Source organism: Rhodopseudomonas palustris BisB18 (genome assembly GCF_000013745.1).
Taxonomy (GTDB): Bacteria; Pseudomonadota; Alphaproteobacteria; order Rhizobiales; family Xanthobacteraceae; genus Rhodopseudomonas_A; species Rhodopseudomonas_A palustris_F.
Genome location: NC_007925.1, coordinates 1033270 through 1049657, shown reverse-complemented (window position 1 = coordinate 1049657; position 16388 = coordinate 1033270). Strand labels below are relative to the sequence as shown.

General features: G+C 65.2%; 22 protein-coding genes. 5 read left to right on the top strand and 17 right to left on the bottom strand.

Going from position 1 to position 16388, the window contains the following annotated elements; genetic code table 11:
• Window positions 1–163: 163 nt before the first annotated feature.
• From RPC_RS04795 to RPC_RS25960, 7 genes are all read right to left on the bottom strand, one after another.
• Window positions 164–802 (bottom strand): NapC/NirT family cytochrome c, encoded by a 639-nt coding sequence (locus RPC_RS04795; RefSeq protein WP_011471431.1) that lies wholly within the window; start codon window positions 800–802, stop codon window positions 164–166.
• A complete protein-coding gene (locus RPC_RS04790; protein ID WP_011471430.1) occupies window positions 799–1269 on the bottom strand; it encodes a nitrate reductase cytochrome c-type subunit in 471 nt (156 codons plus the stop codon). The genes RPC_RS04795 and RPC_RS04790 overlap by 4 nt, the downstream gene beginning before the upstream one ends.
• Window positions 1266–3779 carry a nitrate reductase catalytic subunit NapA gene (gene napA / locus RPC_RS04785; RefSeq protein WP_011471429.1) on the bottom strand — a complete coding sequence of 838 codons (2514 nt, stop codon included), beginning with the start codon at window positions 3777–3779 and terminating at the stop codon, window positions 1266–1268. Before napA ends, RPC_RS04790 begins: the two co-directional genes overlap by 4 nt.
• 50 nt (window positions 3780–3829) lie before the next feature.
• Window positions 3830–4147 (bottom strand): chaperone NapD, encoded by a 318-nt coding sequence (locus RPC_RS04780; RefSeq protein WP_011471428.1) that lies wholly within the window; start codon window positions 4145–4147, stop codon window positions 3830–3832.
• Window positions 4148–4171: 24 nt separating this feature from the next.
• Window positions 4172–4345: a periplasmic nitrate reductase, NapE protein gene (napE, locus tag RPC_RS04775; protein ID WP_011471427.1), complete on the bottom strand. Its 174-nt coding sequence runs from the start codon at window positions 4343–4345 to the stop codon at window positions 4172–4174.
• A gap of 487 nt (window positions 4346–4832) precedes the next feature.
• The gene (locus RPC_RS04770; RefSeq protein WP_011471426.1) at window positions 4833–5672 is read right to left on the bottom strand and encodes a transglutaminase-like domain-containing protein; all 840 of its coding nucleotides are present in this window, start codon (window positions 5670–5672) and stop codon (window positions 4833–4835) included.
• A 74-nt stretch (window positions 5673–5746) separates the two neighbouring features.
• Window positions 5747–5977 carry a hypothetical protein gene (locus RPC_RS25960; RefSeq protein ID WP_157043132.1) on the bottom strand — a complete coding sequence of 77 codons (231 nt, stop codon included), beginning with the start codon at window positions 5975–5977 and terminating at the stop codon, window positions 5747–5749.
• Between RPC_RS25960 and RPC_RS04765 the strand changes: the two genes are divergently transcribed.
• The 4 genes from RPC_RS04765 to RPC_RS26420 all read left to right on the top strand — a co-directional run bounded on the left by RPC_RS04765 (window position 5970) and on the right by RPC_RS26420 (window position 7123).
• Window positions 5970–6239, top strand: coding sequence for a hypothetical protein (locus tag RPC_RS04765; protein ID WP_011471425.1), 270 nt, complete (start codon window positions 5970–5972; stop codon window positions 6237–6239). The two genes, RPC_RS25960 and RPC_RS04765, sit on opposite strands and share 8 nt — an antisense overlap.
• A 70-nt stretch (window positions 6240–6309) precedes the next feature.
• Window positions 6310–6486 (top strand): hypothetical protein, encoded by a 177-nt coding sequence (locus RPC_RS26425; protein WP_167532053.1) that lies wholly within the window; start codon window positions 6310–6312, stop codon window positions 6484–6486.
• 121 nt (window positions 6487–6607) lie between these two features.
• Complete coding sequence (locus RPC_RS04760; protein WP_011471424.1) at window positions 6608–6886, top strand: DUF1488 domain-containing protein; 279 nt, start codon at window positions 6608–6610, stop codon at window positions 6884–6886.
• Between the two features lie 81 nt (window positions 6887–6967).
• Window positions 6968–7123 (top strand): hypothetical protein, encoded by a 156-nt coding sequence (locus RPC_RS26420; protein WP_011471423.1) that lies wholly within the window; start codon window positions 6968–6970, stop codon window positions 7121–7123.
• A 251-nt stretch (window positions 7124–7374) separates the two neighbouring features.
• On the opposite strand, the gene RPC_RS04750 is transcribed toward RPC_RS26420, so the two are convergent.
• The 10 genes from RPC_RS04750 to exbB all read right to left on the bottom strand — a co-directional run bounded on the left by RPC_RS04750 (window position 7375) and on the right by exbB (window position 15714).
• The gene (locus tag RPC_RS04750; protein WP_011471422.1) at window positions 7375–8754 is read right to left on the bottom strand and encodes a sigma-54-dependent transcriptional regulator FlbD; all 1380 of its coding nucleotides are present in this window, start codon (window positions 8752–8754) and stop codon (window positions 7375–7377) included.
• Window positions 8755–8807: 53 nt separating this feature from the next.
• Window positions 8808–9158 (bottom strand): flagellar motor switch protein FliN, encoded by a 351-nt coding sequence (gene fliN / locus RPC_RS04745; protein WP_011471421.1) that lies wholly within the window; start codon window positions 9156–9158, stop codon window positions 8808–8810.
• Between the two features lie 11 nt (window positions 9159–9169).
• Window positions 9170–9799 (bottom strand): FliH/SctL family protein, encoded by a 630-nt coding sequence (locus RPC_RS04740; protein ID WP_011471420.1) that lies wholly within the window; start codon window positions 9797–9799, stop codon window positions 9170–9172.
• A complete protein-coding gene (gene fliG, locus RPC_RS04735) occupies window positions 9799–10887 on the bottom strand; it encodes a flagellar motor switch protein FliG (protein ID WP_011471419.1) in 1089 nt (362 codons plus the stop codon). The genes RPC_RS04740 and fliG overlap by 1 nt, the downstream gene beginning before the upstream one ends.
• A 6-nt stretch (window positions 10888–10893) precedes the next feature.
• Window positions 10894–12513 carry a flagellar basal-body MS-ring/collar protein FliF gene (gene fliF, locus RPC_RS04730; RefSeq protein WP_011471418.1) on the bottom strand — a complete coding sequence of 540 codons (1620 nt, stop codon included), beginning with the start codon at window positions 12511–12513 and terminating at the stop codon, window positions 10894–10896.
• 170 nt (window positions 12514–12683) lie between these two features.
• Window positions 12684–12959, bottom strand: a complete 276-nt coding sequence (locus tag RPC_RS04725) for a DUF1153 domain-containing protein (RefSeq protein ID WP_002714638.1) — start codon at window positions 12957–12959, stop codon at window positions 12684–12686.
• 135 nt (window positions 12960–13094) lie between these two features.
• Window positions 13095–13466 (bottom strand): hypothetical protein, encoded by a 372-nt coding sequence (locus RPC_RS25955; RefSeq protein WP_157043131.1) that lies wholly within the window; start codon window positions 13464–13466, stop codon window positions 13095–13097.
• A gap of 111 nt (window positions 13467–13577) precedes the next feature.
• Window positions 13578–14438: an energy transducer TonB family protein gene (locus tag RPC_RS04720; RefSeq protein WP_011471416.1), complete on the bottom strand. Its 861-nt coding sequence runs from the start codon at window positions 14436–14438 to the stop codon at window positions 13578–13580.
• On the bottom strand, window positions 14422–14859 hold the full coding sequence (gene exbD, locus RPC_RS04715) for a TonB system transport protein ExbD (RefSeq protein WP_011471415.1): 438 nt from the start codon (window positions 14857–14859) through the stop codon (window positions 14422–14424). Before exbD ends, RPC_RS04720 begins: the two co-directional genes overlap by 17 nt.
• A gap of 3 nt (window positions 14860–14862) precedes the next feature.
• Complete coding sequence (gene exbB / locus RPC_RS04710; protein WP_011471414.1) at window positions 14863–15714, bottom strand: tonB-system energizer ExbB; 852 nt, start codon at window positions 15712–15714, stop codon at window positions 14863–14865.
• 181 nt (window positions 15715–15895) lie between these two features.
• Here exbB and RPC_RS04705 point away from each other — a divergent pair, with 181 nt between their 5' ends.
• Window positions 15896–16270 (top strand): hypothetical protein, encoded by a 375-nt coding sequence (locus RPC_RS04705; protein WP_011471413.1) that lies wholly within the window; start codon window positions 15896–15898, stop codon window positions 16268–16270.
• The last annotated feature ends 118 nt before the right edge of the window (window positions 16271–16388 follow it).

Sequence of the window (16388 nt, the reverse complement as noted above, 5' to 3'; positions counted from 1 at the left end):
CACCGTTCCCCGGATGTAGGTAGCGCAGCGCGCCGCCGATGCGGCGTGCTGCGCTGTTGATCCGGGGCCGTGACGAACGCGGCTGCTCGTGACGGTCCCGGTTCTGCGGAGCAACGCTGCGCGCTGCACCGCGCCCGGGACACGAGGCTGAGGGACCGGACTCTTATTGCCAGCCGGGCACCCCGCGCATGTCGGGCAGATGGTGGGCGATGCCCTTATGGCAATCGATGCAGGTCTTTTCCCCGGTGAACAGATAGCGCTGATGCGCCACCGAAGCGCGCGGCGACTGCTTGGTGATGTCCATCGAGGCTGCGCTATGGCAGTTACGGCATTCCAGCGAATCATTGGCCTTGAAGCGCGACCATTCGTGCATCGCCAGCTCCAGCCGGTTCTCGCGGAATTTGTCCGGGGTGTCGATCGAGCCGAACAGATGGCCCCAGACCTCTTTCGAGGCCTGCATCTTGCGGGCGATCTTGTCGGTCCAATTGTGCGGCACGTGGCAATCCGGGCAGCTGGCGCGGACGCCGGAGCGGTTCGAGAAGTGGATGGTCGGCTTCAATTCGGCGAATACGTTGTCGCGCATCTCGTGGCAGCCGGTGCAGAATTTCTCGGTGTTGGTGGCTTCCAGCACGGTGTTGAAGCCGCCCCAGAACACGATGCCGGCGACGAATCCCGCCAGCACCAGCACGCCGAGCCCGAACACCGAACTCGGCCGCAGCAGCACCTGCCACAGATCTTTCAGAAACTGCCAGGCCCGCGCCAGCCATGAGCGGCGCGGCGCCGAAGGGTCGATCGCAGTCATCGCCGGCCCCCGGGCGCCACGTGGCTCAGCACAGAATCAATGTCGGTGAAGTCGTTGCCGACCGGCGGCTTGGCGGTGTGCTGCGGCACGTGGCACTGCGTGCAGAAATACCGCCGCGGCGACACCGAGGCCAGAAACTGGCCGTCGCGATCCATGAAATGGGTGATCGAGACCATCGGCGCCTTGGATTCCGTGGTGCGGGCGCGGGCGTGGCACGACAGGCATTTGTTGCCGTTGATGTCGATCTGATAGCCCTCGGTGGTATGCGGAATCACCGGCGGCTGCTCCGGATAGTTGCGGGTCTCGCGCTCCGAGGTGTTGCGCTGCGGCGTCATCATCGCCGCCGGACCTTCATCGTTGAGCGGGGTGTCGCCGCGCAGGCCGGACGAGACGTTCTGCGCCAGCAGCGAAGTGGAGGCCGCCGCCATCACGACGACCACAGCGAGCAGAGAGGATTTTCGGATCATGACGCGGTCACCCGTTCGATGCGCACCGCGCATTTCTTGTAGTCGGTCTGCAGCGAGATCGGATCGGTGGCGTCCAGCGTCACCTTGTTGATCAGTTGCGCTTCGTCGAACCACGGCACGAACACCAGCCCGCGCGGCGGCTTGTTGCGGCCACGGGTCTCGACCCGGGTACGGATGAAGCCGCGGCGCGACTCCACCTTGATCTCGTCGCCACGGCGCAGCTTGAGCTCGGCGGCGTCGTCCGGATGCATGAAGCAGACCGCTTCGGGGAACGCCTTGTAGAGTTCGGGAACGCGCCGCGTCATGGTGCCGGAGTGCCAATGCTCCAGCACGCGGCCGGTGGAGAGCCAGAACGGAAATTCGGCGTCGGGAGCTTCCGCCGCGGGCTCGTAGGGCAGCGCAAAGATTCTCGCGCGGCCGTCCGGGAAGCCGTAGAACTGCACGCCGGCGCCCTGCTGGACGTAAGGGTCGGAGCCCTCGCGGAATCGCCAGCGGGTCTCCTGGCCGTTCACCACCGGCCAGCGCAAGCCGCGCTCGCGGTGGTAGTCGTCGAACGGCGCCAGGTCGTGGCCATGGCCGCGGCCGAACGAGGCGTATTCCTCGAACAGCCCCTTCTGCACGTAGTAGCCGAACGCCTTGGATTCGTCGTTGAGATAGCCGGCCTCGATATCGGACGAGGGATACTTGTCGACCTGGCCGTTGCGATACAGCACGTCGTACATGGTCTTGCCGCGAACTTCCGGCTTCTTCGCCAAAAGCTCTTCGGTCCACACCTCTTCGATCTTGAAGCGCTTGGCGAATTCCATCAGCTGCCACAGGTCGGAGCGAGCCTGCCCCGGCGCGCTGACCAGCTGATGCCAGAACTGGGTGCGGCGCTCGGCATTGCCATAGGCGCCTTCCTTCTCCACCCACATCGCGGTCGGCAGGATCAGGTCGGCGGCGAGCGCGGTGACCGACGGATAGGCGTCGGAGACGACGATGAAATTGTCCGGATTGCGGAAGCCCGGATAGGTTTCTTCATTGGCGTTGGCGCCGGCCTGCAGGTTGTTGTTGACCTGCACCCAATAGGCGTTGAGCAAGCCGTCCTTCAGCATCCGGCTTTGCAGCACGGCGTGATAGCCGGGCTTGTCCGGAATGGTGCCTTCCGGCAGCTTCCAGATTTTTTCGGCGATGTCGCGATGCTTCTTGTTGGTCACCACCATGTCGGCCGGCAGCCGATGCGAGAAGGTGCCGACCTCGCGCGCGGTGCCGCAGGCCGAAGGCTGCCCGGTCAGCGAGAACGGGCTGTTGCCGGGCTCGGAGATTTTTCCGGTCAACAGATGCAGGTTGTAGGCAAGGTTATTGGCCCAGACGCCGCGGGTGTGCTGATTGAAGCCCATGGTCCAGAAGCTGGTGACCTTGGTGTTGGGGTCGGCATAGAGCTCGGCCAGCGCCTCGATCTTGGCGGCCGGCACGCCGGAAATCTGCGACGCCTTCTCGATGGTGTAGTCGGCGACGAAGGCGGCGTAGTCCTCGAAGCTCATATCGGTGGCGTCGTTGGCCTTGGCGGCGCCGGTGGCGGCCTTCTGCAACGGATGCTCGGGGCGCAGGCCGTAGCCGATATCGGTCTGGCCCCGCTTGAAGGTGGTGTGCTTGGCGACGAAGTCCTTGTTGACCCGGCCGGTCTTGATGATGTGGTTGGCGATGGCGTTGAGGATCGCCAGATCGGTCTGCGGCTTGAACACCAGGCCAAGATCGGCGAGGTCGAACGAGCGGTGCTCGAAGGTCGACAGCACCGCGACCTTGACGTGCGGCGCCGACAGCCTTCGGTCGGTGACCCGGGTCCACAACAGCGGATGCATCTCCGCCATGTTGGAGCCCCACAGCACGAACACGTCGGCGGCTTCGATGTCGTCGTAGCAGCCCATCGGCTCGTCGATGCCGAAGGTGCGCATGAAGCCCGCGACCGCCGAGGCCATGCAGTGCCGGGCATTCGGATCGATGTTGTTGGAGCGGAAGCCGGCCTTGAACAGTTTCGACGCGGCGTAGCCTTCCCACACCGTCCACTGCCCGGAGCCGAACATGCCGACGCCGCTCGGGCCGCGCTTCTTCAGCGCCGCCTTGAATTTTTCCGCCATGATGTCGAAGGCCTCGTCCCACGACACCGGCATGAACTCGCCGTTCTTGTCGTATTTGCCGTCGGTCTTACGCAGCATCGGCTGGGTCAGCCGGTCGTGGCCGTACATGATCTTGGAGAGGAAATAGCCCTTCACGCAGTTCAGTCCGCGATTGACCTCGGACTTGGTGTCGCCGTGGGTGGCGACCACGCGATTTTCCTTCGTCGCCACCATCACGCTGCAGCCGGTGCCGCAGAAGCGGCAGGCGGCCTTGTCCCATTTCAGTTCGGAGACCGCGCGTTCGGTGACGAGATTGGCTGCAGCGGCCGGCATTGCAATGCCGCCGGCCAGCGCCGCCATCGCGGCGGCTTCGAGTTTCAACACCTGACGGCGATCGAGCTTGGGAGTTGTCATGAGGTTTCCTTGCCGCGGCAGAGGGTGATGTGTTTGGAAGGCGAGTTGGCCTAGCCGGCCTCGATGGCGTGGAACACCAGCGCGGCGGAATACACGTTTGGCAGCAGCGCGATGTTATTCAGCGTCGAGCCGATCACGCCGGAATCCTCGGCGTCGATCACCACCACCAGCTTGCCCTTGGGATCGCGGGCGAACACCTCGCAGCCCGCCATCGCCAGGATCGCCGTGGCGACGTCGTCGAGCCGTTCCGGACGGGCCTGCACCAAAATGCTGGCGATCTCGCCGCCGGGCGGACGCACCACGGCGTTCGGATTAGTAAAGCGGCCGGCGAACAGCGCGCGGCGATCGATAGCGGGATGCTTTGGCACGATGGTCTCCTTGGGCAAGACGGCTTACTTCGTCGGCGGACCGGCGATCGACTGATAGATCCACACGGTGAGCCCGTAGCTGCCGACGGTCGCGACCGCGAGCGCCGGCATCAACACCGCGACGAGCAGAAAGAAGGCGAACACCTCCATGCGTCGACGACGCGGGTGGTCGCCCTTGTCATGGCCAACAGCCGACATGGGTGATCTCGATTTGAAATGTGATTGATTACGGCTTCAGGGCCGCGCCCGCGGCGACAATGCTCAGAGATTGGTCCGGCGAGCTTGATCCAAATCAAATCTGCCGGCAACTCGGATATCACCGAGGTGATCGCGCTGAAGCGGCGACGGCAGGCGAACGGGAACTCATCGACTACGCCGAACAATGACGGCGCGAGCTTGCGCTGCGACAACGACAGCGCGTAGCGCGCAGCCGGAATCCTGAGCACGGAACACGGAGCATCGAGCAATGAGCGGCATACACCGCGACCACGCATGGCCGCAGCATTTCAGCGCGTCGTCCCTGCGCACGCAGGGACCCATACGGCGCGGACTCTCTTTTACAGCGGAGCAAAGATTAGTTCTTCACCACGCCCGCCAGGGGTGATGGGTCCCTGCTTACGCAGGGACGACCCGTTGAGAGGCATTGCCGGACCGCTCCGATCGTTGCCCGGCGACGCCTCGGAGGTTAGCGCGCCGCAACGGCGGCCTCTTCGCCCTGTTCGACGATTTCGTCGGTCCACACCTTGAAGCTGACCAAGTTGTTCGGGCCGAAGGTCTGGGTGATCGGCACGTCGGCGGCGTCGCGGCCCTGTGCGATCAACACCCGGCCGAGCCGTGGCACGTTGTTGCGCGGATCGAAGGTGTGCCACTTGCCGCCGAGATAGGCTTCGAACCAGCCGGCGAAATCGCCGACACCCCAGGGCTGCGGCGTGCCCATGTCGCCGAGATAGCCGGTGCAGTAGCGCGCCGGGATGTTCATGCAGCGGCAGAACGCTACCGCCAGATGCGCGTAGTCGCGGCATACCCCCTGGCCTTCCTGATAGGCCTCATAGGCGGTGCGGGTGGCGCGGGCATGCTGATAGTTGAACGCGATATGGTGGTGCACGTAGTCGCAGATCGCCTGCACCCGCGCCCAGCCGGGCGGCGTGTTTTCGAACAGTTTCCAGGCGATGTCGGACAACCGGTCGGTTTCGCAATAACGGCTGCCGAGCAGATACACCAAGGTGTCCGGCGGCAGGTCCTCGACCGCGTGCTGGATCGCATCGGGATGGGCGACGTCCGGCACGCCGAGGTCGCGGACGATGCCGTCGGCGAATAGCCGCACCCGGCCTTGCGGCGCGATGATGCGGCTGCACCAATTGCCGAACATGTCGCGATATGGCGAGATCGGCACCGCCGGCGTCACGGTGAGAAAATCCGGCACGATGACGTCGGAGGCGCGGGTGAAGTGCACGCCGAGCACCATGATCATCGGGGTCGGCTGCGGGAACTCGTAGATCATCTCGTAGCCGACGCGAAGTTTCATGCTGATCTTTCCGAATGCGAGAGGGTGCTCGTCGCGATCGCCACCAGCAGCCGGCGCTCGACCGCGATGACGGTTCACCGCGGGGCAGCCGTGCCGATCGCCGCCAGCCGGTCCGGCTTCGCGTCGCGTATCTTCCACAAATGGCCATGACAGGGGCAAAAGCAAGGCTCGGGCGGCCGTAAAGTGCGGTTCACAACATAGCGATGGCTATTGCGGGCAGAACGGCGCATGATGCCCAGCATTCCGCGCTTTGCCATTGCGATCACGCTGCCGAACTTGGCATGCAGGAAGGTCTTTATGACCATGAGATCGCGCCGCGAAACCGTTACGTTCCGGCATCCGTTTCGGCTTCCCGGCATTGAACGCGTATTGCCGGCCGGCGCCTATGAGGTCGTCACCGACGACGAGATGATCGAAGGCTTGTCGTTTCCGGTGTTTCGCCGGGTCGCGACGATGATCACCATTCCGGGTGCTGCGCCGTATCGATCCTCGCTGGAAATGATTTCGATCGCGGCGACCGATCTGGCGGAGGCGCGCCGCGTCGACGCTGGCGCCGCGCCAATCTGACGCTCTGCTTCGCCCACACTCTCAACCGCTCGCACCGGCCCGATCCGGCGCTCCTCGAAAGGTCCGCACCATGCAAAAGCTCTCTCCACGCCACGTCCTCGCCGAGGAATCGCTTCGCCTCGGCGTCGAATCCGGCTGGTACAGCACCAAGGTCAGCGGCACCTTCGTCTCCGGGCCGCATCCTACCGAAGCCGCCTGCCTGTCGCGGATCGACGAGATCAACCCGCCGCCGGCGAAGAAGCGATAACAACGCTTGGGATAACAAGACTTGGGATAACAAGACTTGGGATAACAACACTTGGGATGACAGCCGCCGTGCTCGCGCGGCGGCGCCATCCGGCGTTGCTCGACCACTCAAGGAGATCCAGATGGCGCTCACCAGCGGCAAATTCCGCAGCTACGACTGCGATCGTTCGGTCGTGCTGTTTTCGATGATGGACGACGACACCGAGATCGACTGCGCGGTGTCGACCACGGCGATGGACGCGCTCGAGGGCGCGGCGCGCACCCCGGCGAACCAGCGCGAACCGCAATTCATGCGGCTGCGCGCCAGCATCGAGGCGCTGGCGGCGCAGAAGTTTCTCAAGTCGGAACTCGAGGGCCATCCGGCCGGGATTATTCTGCGCAGCATCGACGTCCGCAAGTAAGCCGCGCGCGGCGGATTTGCGCTGGGACAGCGGCGAGTGCGACGCTATAAGGTCGGCCGCAATGTGTACTGCGGAGTCGACATGAGGCGCGTCGCGACCTGGCTGTTCTATGCGATCGGCGCGCTGGCGATTCTCTATTTGGCGCTCTATGCCTATGCGGTGCTGACCGCGCCGAAGCTGACGCCGGGCGAGCCGATCCGGATTTTCCGCAATCCCAACGCGCCGGATTATTCGTGACCGTGTCGCGATTTCTTCCGCGGGGTTGATGCGCCCAAAAAACACATCGTCATTCCGGGGCGCGAGCCGCGTGAGCGGCGCGTGAGCCCGGAATCCATAACCCCTGCAGGGAGTATGGATTCCGGACTTGCTCGGTCTTGCGACCTCGCAATCCGGAATGACGGCCTTCTTTTGGACGGGCGCACCGAACTATCGAATGCGCTGCATCCGGGGCACCATAAAGTCTAACTCTGCGAGCCGCTGCCGCGCCGTTACGCCGTCGCCACGAAGGCGCGGAATTCGCCGGAGCCGGCCGGCGTCACCGGCAAGCCGCCGTCGGCGTATTCGTTCAACTTGTTGCGCAGCGTGCGGATCGAGATGCCGAGAATGTTGGCCGCATGGGTGCGGTTGCCGAGGCAATGCTTCAGCGTCTCCAAAATCAGATCGCGCTCGACGTCGGCGACGGTGCGGCCGACCAGCGCCCGGGTCACCTGCTCGGCGGCGAGCGTGGCGTGCGCCACCGCCGGCGCGGTCTTCGGCAGGTCGAGCCGATCGCCATCCGGCGAAATGATCGCCTCGGGCCCGATCTCGTCGCCCTGCGCCATCAGCACCGCGCGATGGATGGTGTTTTCCAATTCGCGGACGTTGCCCTGCCAGCGGTTGCTGCTCAACACGCGGCGCGCCTCCGCCGAGATCGGCCGCAGCGCCACGCCGTTGGCGTCGGCGTATTTCTTGGCGAAATGCTGCGCCAGTTCGAGAATGTCCGCCGGACGCTCGCGCAACGGCGGGATCTTCAGGTTGACGACGTTGAGCCGGAACAACAAATCTTCGCGGAAGGTGCCTTCGCGCACCACGTCGGCGAGATTGCGGTTCGAGGTGGCGATAATGCGGATGTCGATCGGCACCGGGCGGGTGCCACCGACGCGGTCGATCACTCGCTCCTGGATCGCGCGCAGCAATTTGGATTGCAGCCGAACGTCCATTTCGGAAATTTCGTCGAGCAACAGCGTGCCGCCGGTGGCCTCTTCGAACTTGCCGATGCGCCGCGCCACAGCACCCGTGAAGGCGCCCTTCTCGTGGCCGAACAATTCGGATTCCAACAGATGCTCGGGGATCGCCGCGCAGTTGATGCTGATGAACGGCTTCTTGGCACGGTTGGAGCGGCTGTGCACGTAGCGCGCCAGCACTTCCTTGCCGGTGCCGCTCTCGCCGGTAATCATCACCGAAGCGTCGGAGCCGGCGATCTGCTGCGCCAGCTTGATCACCTTGGCCATCGCGTCGTCGCGATAGATCAGCTCGCGGGAATCGTTGGCCACCGCGGCCAGCACCGCGGCGATCAGTTCCGGATCCGGCGGCAGCGGGATGTATTCCTTGGCGCCGGCGTGGATCGCGGCGACCGCGGCGCGGGCGTCGTTGGCGATGCCGCAGGCCACGATCGGCACGTGGATGTGCTCGGCCTCGAGCCGCATCACCAGGTCGCGGATGTCCAGCGCGACGTCGACCAACAGCAGGTCGGCGCCCTTGCCGCCGCGCAGCACCCGCATCGCCTGCTCGTTGTTTTCCGAATGCGTCACCGAGGCGCCGTTGTCCATGGCGATCTTGGTGGCGGTCGTGAGCTGACCCTTCAAGGTGCCAACGATGAGAAGCCGCATGGATGTCTCCTGTCAGTCTGCCGCGCCCGTCGCGCCCAGCCGGTTGATTTGCGTTAGGCGCGCTCGGCCTTGATGATTTCCGTCATGGTGACGCCGAGCTTGTCCTCGACCAGCACCACCTCGCCGCGCGCCACCAGGCGGTTGTTGACGTAGATGTCGATCGCTTCGCCGACCTTGCGGTCGAGTTCCAGCACGGTGCCGGGGCCGAGCTTCAACAATTCGCCGACGTCCATCTTGGAGCGGCCGAGCACGGCCGACACCTGCACCGGCACGTCGAACACCGCTTCGAGATCGGCGGCGATCCGCGAGACCTGTTCGTCGTCGCTGTAGCCGACGTCGCCGAGCGGCGGCGCATCGGCGGAATTGAGATCGGGCAACGGCACCTGGCTGTCATTGTCGGCCATCGTTCAAATCCTCATTGTCCGGGGGTATCGTTGCGCGACGCCATATAGCGTCCGACCAGTTCGCTGATTTTTGCCTCGGTGGCCGCGCGCTCCAGCATCACGCCGCCGTCGGCCCATTCGATCTTGCAATCGCCTTGGACGATCTCGGGCTCCGCCATGATCACCAGGCGCCCCTCGAAACCACTCTGCTTGGCGATCCGTTCGATCCGCTCGTGGGCGGCGTCGTACAGCATGTCGTTGACCCGGATCACGATGTGCGGGGTCGAGACCAGCTGCCGGAAGCAATCGCCGATCAGCGCGGTGACCTCGGTCAACGGCTGCTCGGCGATCAGTTCGCCGCACAATTTGCGCGCCACCGCCACCGCGACCTCGACCGCCTCGGTTTCCATCCGCGCCTCGATGCCGGCGAACCGCGACGCGATGCCGCGCATGCCGATGCCGATCTCTTCGATCGCCAGCGCCACGCGGCGATCGCTCTCCGCCTTGGCCTCGTGCTGGCCGGCGTCGTAACCGGCGCGATACGCAGCCGCCTCGGCTGCGGCGACCTGCGCGGCGATCTCGGCCGGCGTCGCGGCCTTCTCGCGAGACTTGTCCGGCTCGCCGAAATCCACATCGAACAGAAATTTTGCAGGAGCAGTCATCAATACACCAGTTCGTCGTCGGCGCGGTTCTTGGTCAGCACGATTTCACCCTTGGCGGCGAGGTCCTTCGCCAGATTGACCAGCAACGCCTGCGCCTCGTCGACGTCGCGCAGTCGCACCGGTCCGAGCGCCGCCATGTCGTCGAGCAGCATCTTGCCGGCGCGGGTCGACATATTACCCAAGAAGAACGAGCGGACCTCCTCGTTGGCGCTCTTCAGCGCGATGCCGAGCTTGTCCTTGTCGACGTTGCGCATCAAGGTCTGCGCCGAACCGGCGTCGAGCTTGACCAGATCGTCGAAGGTGAACATCAGCGCCTTGATGCGTTCGGCGGCTTCGCGATTGTCTTCTTCCAGCGAGGTAATGAAGCGGGTCTCGGTCTGACGGTCGAAATTGTTGAAGATCTCCGCCATCACCTCGTGGGCGTCGCGGCGCCTTGTCTGCGACAGGTTGGACATGAATTCGGTGCGCAACGTCTTCTCGACGCTCTCGATCACTTCCTTCTGCACCGCTTCCATCTTCAGCATTCGCCCGATCACGTCGAGCGCCATGTCCTCCGGCAGGATCGACAGCACCTTGGCGGCGTGCTCGGACTTCAGCTTCGACAGCACCACCGCGGTGGTCTGCGGGTACTCGTTCTTCAAGTAGTTGGCGAGCACCTCCTCCTGAACGTTGGAGAGCTTTTCCCACATGTTGCGGCCGGCCGGGCCGCGGATTTCTTCCATGATGCCGCTGACCCGGTCGGACGGCAGATATTTCTGCAACAGCCGCTCGGTGGCGTCGAAATTGCCCATCAGCGCCCCGGACGCCGACATCCGCGACACGAATTCCAGCAACAGGTCCTCGACCACCTCCGGCTCGATGGTGCCGAGCGAGGACATCACTGACGACAATTCGCGCACCTCGTCGTCGTCGAGCAGCGCCCAGACCTTGCCGCCGTACTGCTCGCCGAGCGCCAGCATCAGCATCGCGGCGCGCTTCGGCCCGCTCAGCGGCTTGGTTGCGGGACGATTGCCCTGGCGCATCGCCAGGTTGGCGACCACGCTGGCGATGTCCTCGTTGCTGGCGTTGGTGGTCTGGGGTACGGCCATGTCGGGTTACGCCGGCTCCTGAAGCCATTGGCGAACAATGGCGGCGGTTTCGTTGGGGTTGCGGTCGGCCAGTTCGCCGACGCGGTGCACCGACTGGGCGTGGACCTGTCCCTGCACCTGGGCGATGTCGATCATGTTGGGCCCGGGCGCGACCAGCGGCAGGCCGTCGGGCCCGATCGCCGTGCCGCTGGCGTCGGTGAGCGCCGGCACGCCGTTGGCACCGGCGGCGCCAGGCTCGGCGGCGAGGATCCGCCGCACCAGCGGCCGGATCACCATGAACATCACCACCAGGCCGAGCAGCATCATCACCGCGAGCTCGATGACATACATCACATCATCCTTCGTGAATTGCACCATGCCGAGCAGGCCGCCCGGCTCGGCGACCGGCGGCACCGAGGGCGCCTCGGCGAACCGCAGGTTGACGACCTCGACCTGGTCGCCGCGCTTCTGATCGAAGCCGATCGCAGAGCGCACCAGCGCCGCGATGCGGTCGAGCTGGTCCTTGCTGCGCTCCTGGTAGACCATCTCGCCCTTGTCGTTCTTGCCGTAGATGCCGTCGACCAGCACCGCGACGGAGATTCTGTTGACCCGTCCGGCCTCGGTAATCTCGGTCTTGGTGACGCGCGAAATCTCATAATTGTTGGTTTCTTCGCTCTTCTTGCTCTGGTCGCGGGCCACTGCGGCGCCGGCGCCGGCCTGTGCGCCGGGAAGCTCGTTGTTGACCGTGACCTGGCCGTCATTGGCGGCGGCGGTCTGCGAGGATTCCTCGCGCGACTGGCTGGAGCGCAGCACCCGTCCTTCGGGATCGAACTTGTCGGAAGTCTGCGTCACCTTGTTGTAGTCGAAGTCGGCGGTGAGCTGGACCCGCGCCCGGCCGCTGCCGACCACGGAGGAGACAATCGCCTCGACCTGGTTACGCATCCGTTTCTCGAAACCGGCGCGGCGCTCGTCGCCGGTGGCGCCGTCGCTGGCCGGATCGCCGGCGGCGCCGTCGGCGAGCAGTTGCCCGGCCTCGTCGACGATCGACACCCGCTGCGGCTTCAGCCCGTTGACCGCTGAGGCCACGACATGGCGGATGGCGCGCACCTGCTGCGGCTCCAACGCGCCGCGCACCCGCAGCACGATCGAGGCCGACGGCTCCGGGGTCTCGCGCGAGAACAGCGGCCGCTCCGGCAGCACCAGATGGACGCGGGCGGCCTGGATCCGGTCGATCGCCCGGATGGTGCGGGCTAGCTCGCCTTCCAGGGCGCGCAGATGATTGATGTTCTGAACGAAGCTGGTCGAGCCCAGCGCATCCGACTTGTCGAAGATCTCGTAGCCGACGCCGCCGCCCTTGGGCAGCCCGCCCTCGGCGAGCTTCATCCGCAGCCGCGTCACCTTGTCCTTCGGCACCATGATCACGCTGCCTTCGTTGCGGATTTCGAAGGGGATCGCCTGGCGTTCCAAGTCCTTGATGATGCCGGAGGAATCCTCGACGCTGAGGTCGGTGAACAGGGTCGTCATCTGCGGCGTGGTGACCCGCATGATGACAAAGGCAAAGAATCCGATCAACGCGGCGGTGACCGCGATCATCGCCATCAGGCGGGCTGCGCCCAGACCTTTTAGAAAGCTCACCAGACCCTGCACGAACCAGCCCCTCAGCCTCGGCACGATCGCAGCCGACTAGGCAAATCTTGCCTATGGGATGGTTTCAATATCGTTAACGTTCCTTAACGCCGGTAAAGAAACGCACGACAAAACCGGACTCCCTCGCGGGAGCCCGGTCTGATCGGAGATGCCAATGATTTCCGTTGGATTTATTGGCGGTATTGCTGGATCCGAGTGGTCCGCAACCCGGCGAGACCATGCTGGTCGATGGAAAACTGCCAGGAGAGGAATTCGTCGACGGTCAGCGTATAACGGCTGCAGGCTTCTTCGAGGGACAACAGGCCGCCGCGAACCGCGGCAACCACTTCGGCCTTACGGCGGATGACCCACCGTTTTGTCCCGGGCGCTGGCAGATCGGCAATCGTTAACGGACTGCCGTCAGGCCCGATGACATACTTGACCCTCGGGCGATGGGGCTCTGTCATGGCGTACTCACAAACTCTCAACCACTCAACTCTGAAAACCAACCTACGCGCCGCGACTTAAAATTTGCCTAAGCGTCGCACAGCAATTTGACTCTCGTTGCGGCAACGCTGTGGTGGCAGGCTCGCAGGGCTATCTCACCGATTATTAATCTTGCTTATCAAGTGATGAAGAGGAAGTTGTCGAAAGGTTAAGCCGCGCAGCGGGTTTGCCGCGTCTTCGAGCATCATGCCGCAGGCCCGTAGCGCGATCCGACCGGGTCGCATAACGGCGAGCGCGGCGCTACAAGCCGGACTTGCGATGCCGGCAATCGCAAACGCGCATGCAAACATCGCGCTGCCGCGCAGACGATGAGTAGCGACAAGATTGTTAGTAATCGCGCAGCAGGACGAAGCCGCATCGACCGCGCGGAGTAAGAGGATGTTCGCGTTCGATGACTGCGCTCCAAGATCCCAAGCCGTCATTCCGGGGCGCGAGCAGCGATAGCTGCGAGCGAGCCAGGAATCCATAACCCCTGCAGGGCATATGGATTCCGGACTTGCTCGTTCTTCGAACTCGCAATCCGGAATGACAGCTGCATTTGGTTTGGATGCTTCGATCCCAACCAAACGAGCGTTAGTCTAGCGGATCGAGAACCGCACCGGCACCGTGAAACTCAACGAACTCTGCGGCAGCTCCGACGGAAACGACGGCAACGGCTGGGCGCGGCGGATCATCGCCATGGTCTCGGCGTCGAGCGACGCGGAGCCCGACGATCTTGCGAGTCTGGCGCCCAACACCTGGCCGCCGCGACCGACCGTGAAGCTGAGCATCGCGGTGCCCTGCAGCCCCGCCGATCGCGCCTCCGAGGGGTATTGCTTGAAACGCTGCAGATGCGCCGCCAGCCGATCGCGGTAGGACGGCAACGCCGCGGCGGCGGCGGCTCCGGCGGTGGCAGCCGCCGCGGCGCGCGCCTGCCGCGCGGCGGCCGGCGGCGCGCTGGTCTGCGGCGCCGGCGTCTCGGCGGGTTTTTTCAAGACCCGCGGCTCGGGCTTTGGCTTCTTCACCTGGGGGCGCGGCGGCTCGCGCACGATCTGCGCCGGCGCGGGTTCTTGCGGCGCCGGCTCGGCCTTCGGCTCCTGCGGCGCCGCGACCTCGGGCTTGTCCTGCAACGGCGTCGGCGGCACCGCCTGCTCCGGAGGCGGCGGCGCCACCGGCTCGGGCGGCGGGGGCGGCGGCGCTTCGGCCTCCTGCATCTGCGGGCCCGGCGGCAGGTCGAGCAGCTGCGGCTGCGGCGCCGCGGAGGACGGCGCCATGTCGACCATGATCGCCGGAATCATCGTGCCCGGCGGCGGCGAAGCGGTGTACCAGGCGATGCCGGCCGCGATCAGCGCAGCATGCACGACGACGACGACGACCGCCGACAGCGCCCAGCGCCGCGCCGAACCGCGGTCGCCCGCGACGTGCAGCGCCAACGCGTTGATCTCACTCGCTGCGGCCATCGAGGCCCACCAGCGCGATCTTCAGATAGCCGGCGTCGCGCATCAGGTTCATCACCGCCATCAGCTCGCCGTAGCTCACCGCCTTGTCGGCGCGCAGAAAGATCCGTTCGTCCTTCTGGCCCTTGGTGGCGGTATCGAGCATCCCCGGCAACGCCTCGCGGGCGATCACCTCTTCGCCGACCGCGACCGACAGATCCGGCTTCAGGGTGACGAACACCGGCTGCTCCGGCCGCGGCTGCGGCTCGACGGTCGAGGCCGGCAGATCGACGCCGAGATCGACGGTGGCGAGCGGCGCCGCCACCATGAAGATGATCAGCAGCACCAGCATCACGTCGATGAACGGTGTGACGTTGATTTCATGGGCTTCGACGAGGTCGTCGTTGTCGCCGCCGCGCCTCGAGCCGCCAAGCCTCACCGCCATGACCTACTCCGCCGCCCGTCCGAGCCGCGCGCCGCGGCGGCCCTTGTCGCGGCTGAGCAGCAGCAATAACTGCGCCGAGGCATCGCCGAGCAACGCCCGATAGCCGGCGATCACCCGCGCCAGATGATTGTAGATCACCACCGCGGGGATCGCGGCAACGAGGCCCAGCGCGGTGGCCAGCAGCGCCTCGGCGATGCCCGGCGCCACCACCGCGAGATTGGTGGTGTGCGCCTGCGAAATGCCGATGAAGGCGTTCATGATGCCCCACACCGTGCCGAACAGCCCGATGAACGGCGAGGTGGCGCCGATCGTCGCCAGAATGCCGGTGCCGCGGGCGATCCGCCGCGACATCGCGCCCTCGACCCGCTCCAGCCGCAACGCCACGCGCTCCTTGAAGGCGTCGTCGAACACCCCGCCCGACAGGCTGGCCTCGCGCGACGCCGACAGGATCAGCTGCGCCACCGCATCGTTCGCATCCGTACAATCCTGTTCGATGTCGCGCAGCGGCGTGTCGCTCTCCAACAGCGCCAGACGCTGCAGCGCACGTTCGGTTTCGCGGCGCAATTCCAGGGTCTTCGACAGCCACACCGTCCAGGTCGCCAGCGAGGCCAGCGCCAGCCCGACCATCACCACTTTGACGACGATATCGGCGTTCTGGAACATGCCCCATGGCGACAGGTTGCGCGGCAGCGCGGCGAGATCCGCGGCGGCCGACGCCAGGGTCGGCAGGCCCGCCGCGACCAATGCCAGCAACGTTGCGCCGCCGCGGCGAAGCCGCGCCGACCGGGCCGGCGATCGGGCCGTGATCGGCCGGAATTCGGAGTCATCGACCGGCGCGTCTTGAACGATTCTCATGCGGTGGATCCAGCGACAGGAGCGACACGAAAGCCAGAACGGCACGCCGCTCCGAAGCTGGTGCGACGATCAGTTTTGACCGGGAAACTTCCAAACAATACCGACTTCTTCGTGGTGATGAACAGCCCTGAAACAGAAGTTCACCTTCCGCCCGAGTGGTTTTTCAGGTACACACTTGTTCATGATCAAGCAAACCGACGCCAAGCAGAGGAAATCAACCGAGCGGCCGGCTGCAGCGAAATCCGGCGAAACGATTCCGGCTCAATTGCAGCCTGCGACGTTGACGGCACTCGATGAGTGGGCGGCGCTCCATCTGGTTTCGCGCGCCGAAGCGGTGCAGCGCCTGGTGCAGCTTGGGCTCTCCGTCGCCTCCTCCGGCAGGCCCGCCAAGGCGGTCCGCACCGCGCGCGCGGTCGAACTCGCCGCCAACCAGATCGGCCAACTGATCGATCCCGATGCGCCGTCGGAAGAGCGCGATCGCCGCATCCACCGGCTCACCGAGGGCCCGCCTGAATTCGTCGAGGCCCGGGTCGATCTGCCGAAGCGCAAGCGCTGAGCCGGCGCCCGTCGCCAAACGCAGGCACGCCTTGAAGCCTGCCCCGGACGCAGTGCAGCGCGCCGCTCTTGCGGCGTGGTGCGCTGCAGAGCCGGGGCCGTTACGGACGCTGCCTTCG

What these genes read in the sequence shown, in the direction of transcription:
- RPC_RS04795 (WP_011471431.1), bottom strand. Translation starts at nt 802, where the DNA reads ATGACTGCGATCGACCCTTCGGCGCCGCGCCGCTCATGGCTGGCGCGG.
- RPC_RS04790 (WP_011471430.1), bottom strand. Translation starts at nt 1,269, where the DNA reads ATGATCCGAAAATCCTCTCTGCTCGCTGTGGTCGTCGTGATGGCGGCG.
- napA (WP_011471429.1), bottom strand. Translation starts at nt 3,779, where the DNA reads ATGACAACTCCCAAGCTCGATCGCCGTCAGGTGTTGAAACTCGAAGCC.
- napE (WP_011471427.1), bottom strand. Translation starts at nt 4,345, where the DNA reads ATGTCGGCTGTTGGCCATGACAAGGGCGACCACCCGCGTCGTCGACGC.
- RPC_RS04770 (WP_011471426.1), bottom strand. Translation starts at nt 5,672, where the DNA reads ATGAAACTTCGCGTCGGCTACGAGATGATCTACGAGTTCCCGCAGCCG.
- RPC_RS04765 (WP_011471425.1), top strand. Translation starts at nt 5,970, where the DNA reads ATGACCATGAGATCGCGCCGCGAAACCGTTACGTTCCGGCATCCGTTT.
- RPC_RS25960 (WP_157043132.1), bottom strand. Translation starts at nt 5,977, where the DNA reads ATGGTCATAAAGACCTTCCTGCATGCCAAGTTCGGCAGCGTGATCGCA.
- RPC_RS26425 (WP_167532053.1), top strand. Translation starts at nt 6,310, where the DNA reads ATGCAAAAGCTCTCTCCACGCCACGTCCTCGCCGAGGAATCGCTTCGC.
- RPC_RS04760 (WP_011471424.1), top strand. Translation starts at nt 6,608, where the DNA reads ATGGCGCTCACCAGCGGCAAATTCCGCAGCTACGACTGCGATCGTTCG.
- RPC_RS26420 (WP_011471423.1), top strand. Translation starts at nt 6,968, where the DNA reads ATGAGGCGCGTCGCGACCTGGCTGTTCTATGCGATCGGCGCGCTGGCG.
- RPC_RS04750 (WP_011471422.1), bottom strand. Translation starts at nt 8,754, where the DNA reads ATGCGGCTTCTCATCGTTGGCACCTTGAAGGGTCAGCTCACGACCGCC.
- fliN (WP_011471421.1), bottom strand. Translation starts at nt 9,158, where the DNA reads ATGGCCGACAATGACAGCCAGGTGCCGTTGCCCGATCTCAATTCCGCC.
- RPC_RS04740 (WP_011471420.1), bottom strand. Translation starts at nt 9,799, where the DNA reads ATGACTGCTCCTGCAAAATTTCTGTTCGATGTGGATTTCGGCGAGCCG.
- fliG (WP_011471419.1), bottom strand. Translation starts at nt 10,887, where the DNA reads ATGGCCGTACCCCAGACCACCAACGCCAGCAACGAGGACATCGCCAGC.
- RPC_RS04725 (WP_002714638.1), bottom strand. Translation starts at nt 12,959, where the DNA reads ATGACAGAGCCCCATCGCCCGAGGGTCAAGTATGTCATCGGGCCTGAC.
- RPC_RS25955 (WP_157043131.1), bottom strand. Translation starts at nt 13,466, where the DNA reads ATGGATTCCTGGCTCGCTCGCAGCTATCGCTGCTCGCGCCCCGGAATG.
- RPC_RS04720 (WP_011471416.1), bottom strand. Translation starts at nt 14,438, where the DNA reads ATGGCCGCAGCGAGTGAGATCAACGCGTTGGCGCTGCACGTCGCGGGC.
- exbD (WP_011471415.1), bottom strand. Translation starts at nt 14,859, where the DNA reads ATGGCGGTGAGGCTTGGCGGCTCGAGGCGCGGCGGCGACAACGACGAC.
- exbB (WP_011471414.1), bottom strand. Translation starts at nt 15,714, where the DNA reads ATGAGAATCGTTCAAGACGCGCCGGTCGATGACTCCGAATTCCGGCCG.
- RPC_RS04705 (WP_011471413.1), top strand. Translation starts at nt 15,896, where the DNA reads ATGATCAAGCAAACCGACGCCAAGCAGAGGAAATCAACCGAGCGGCCG.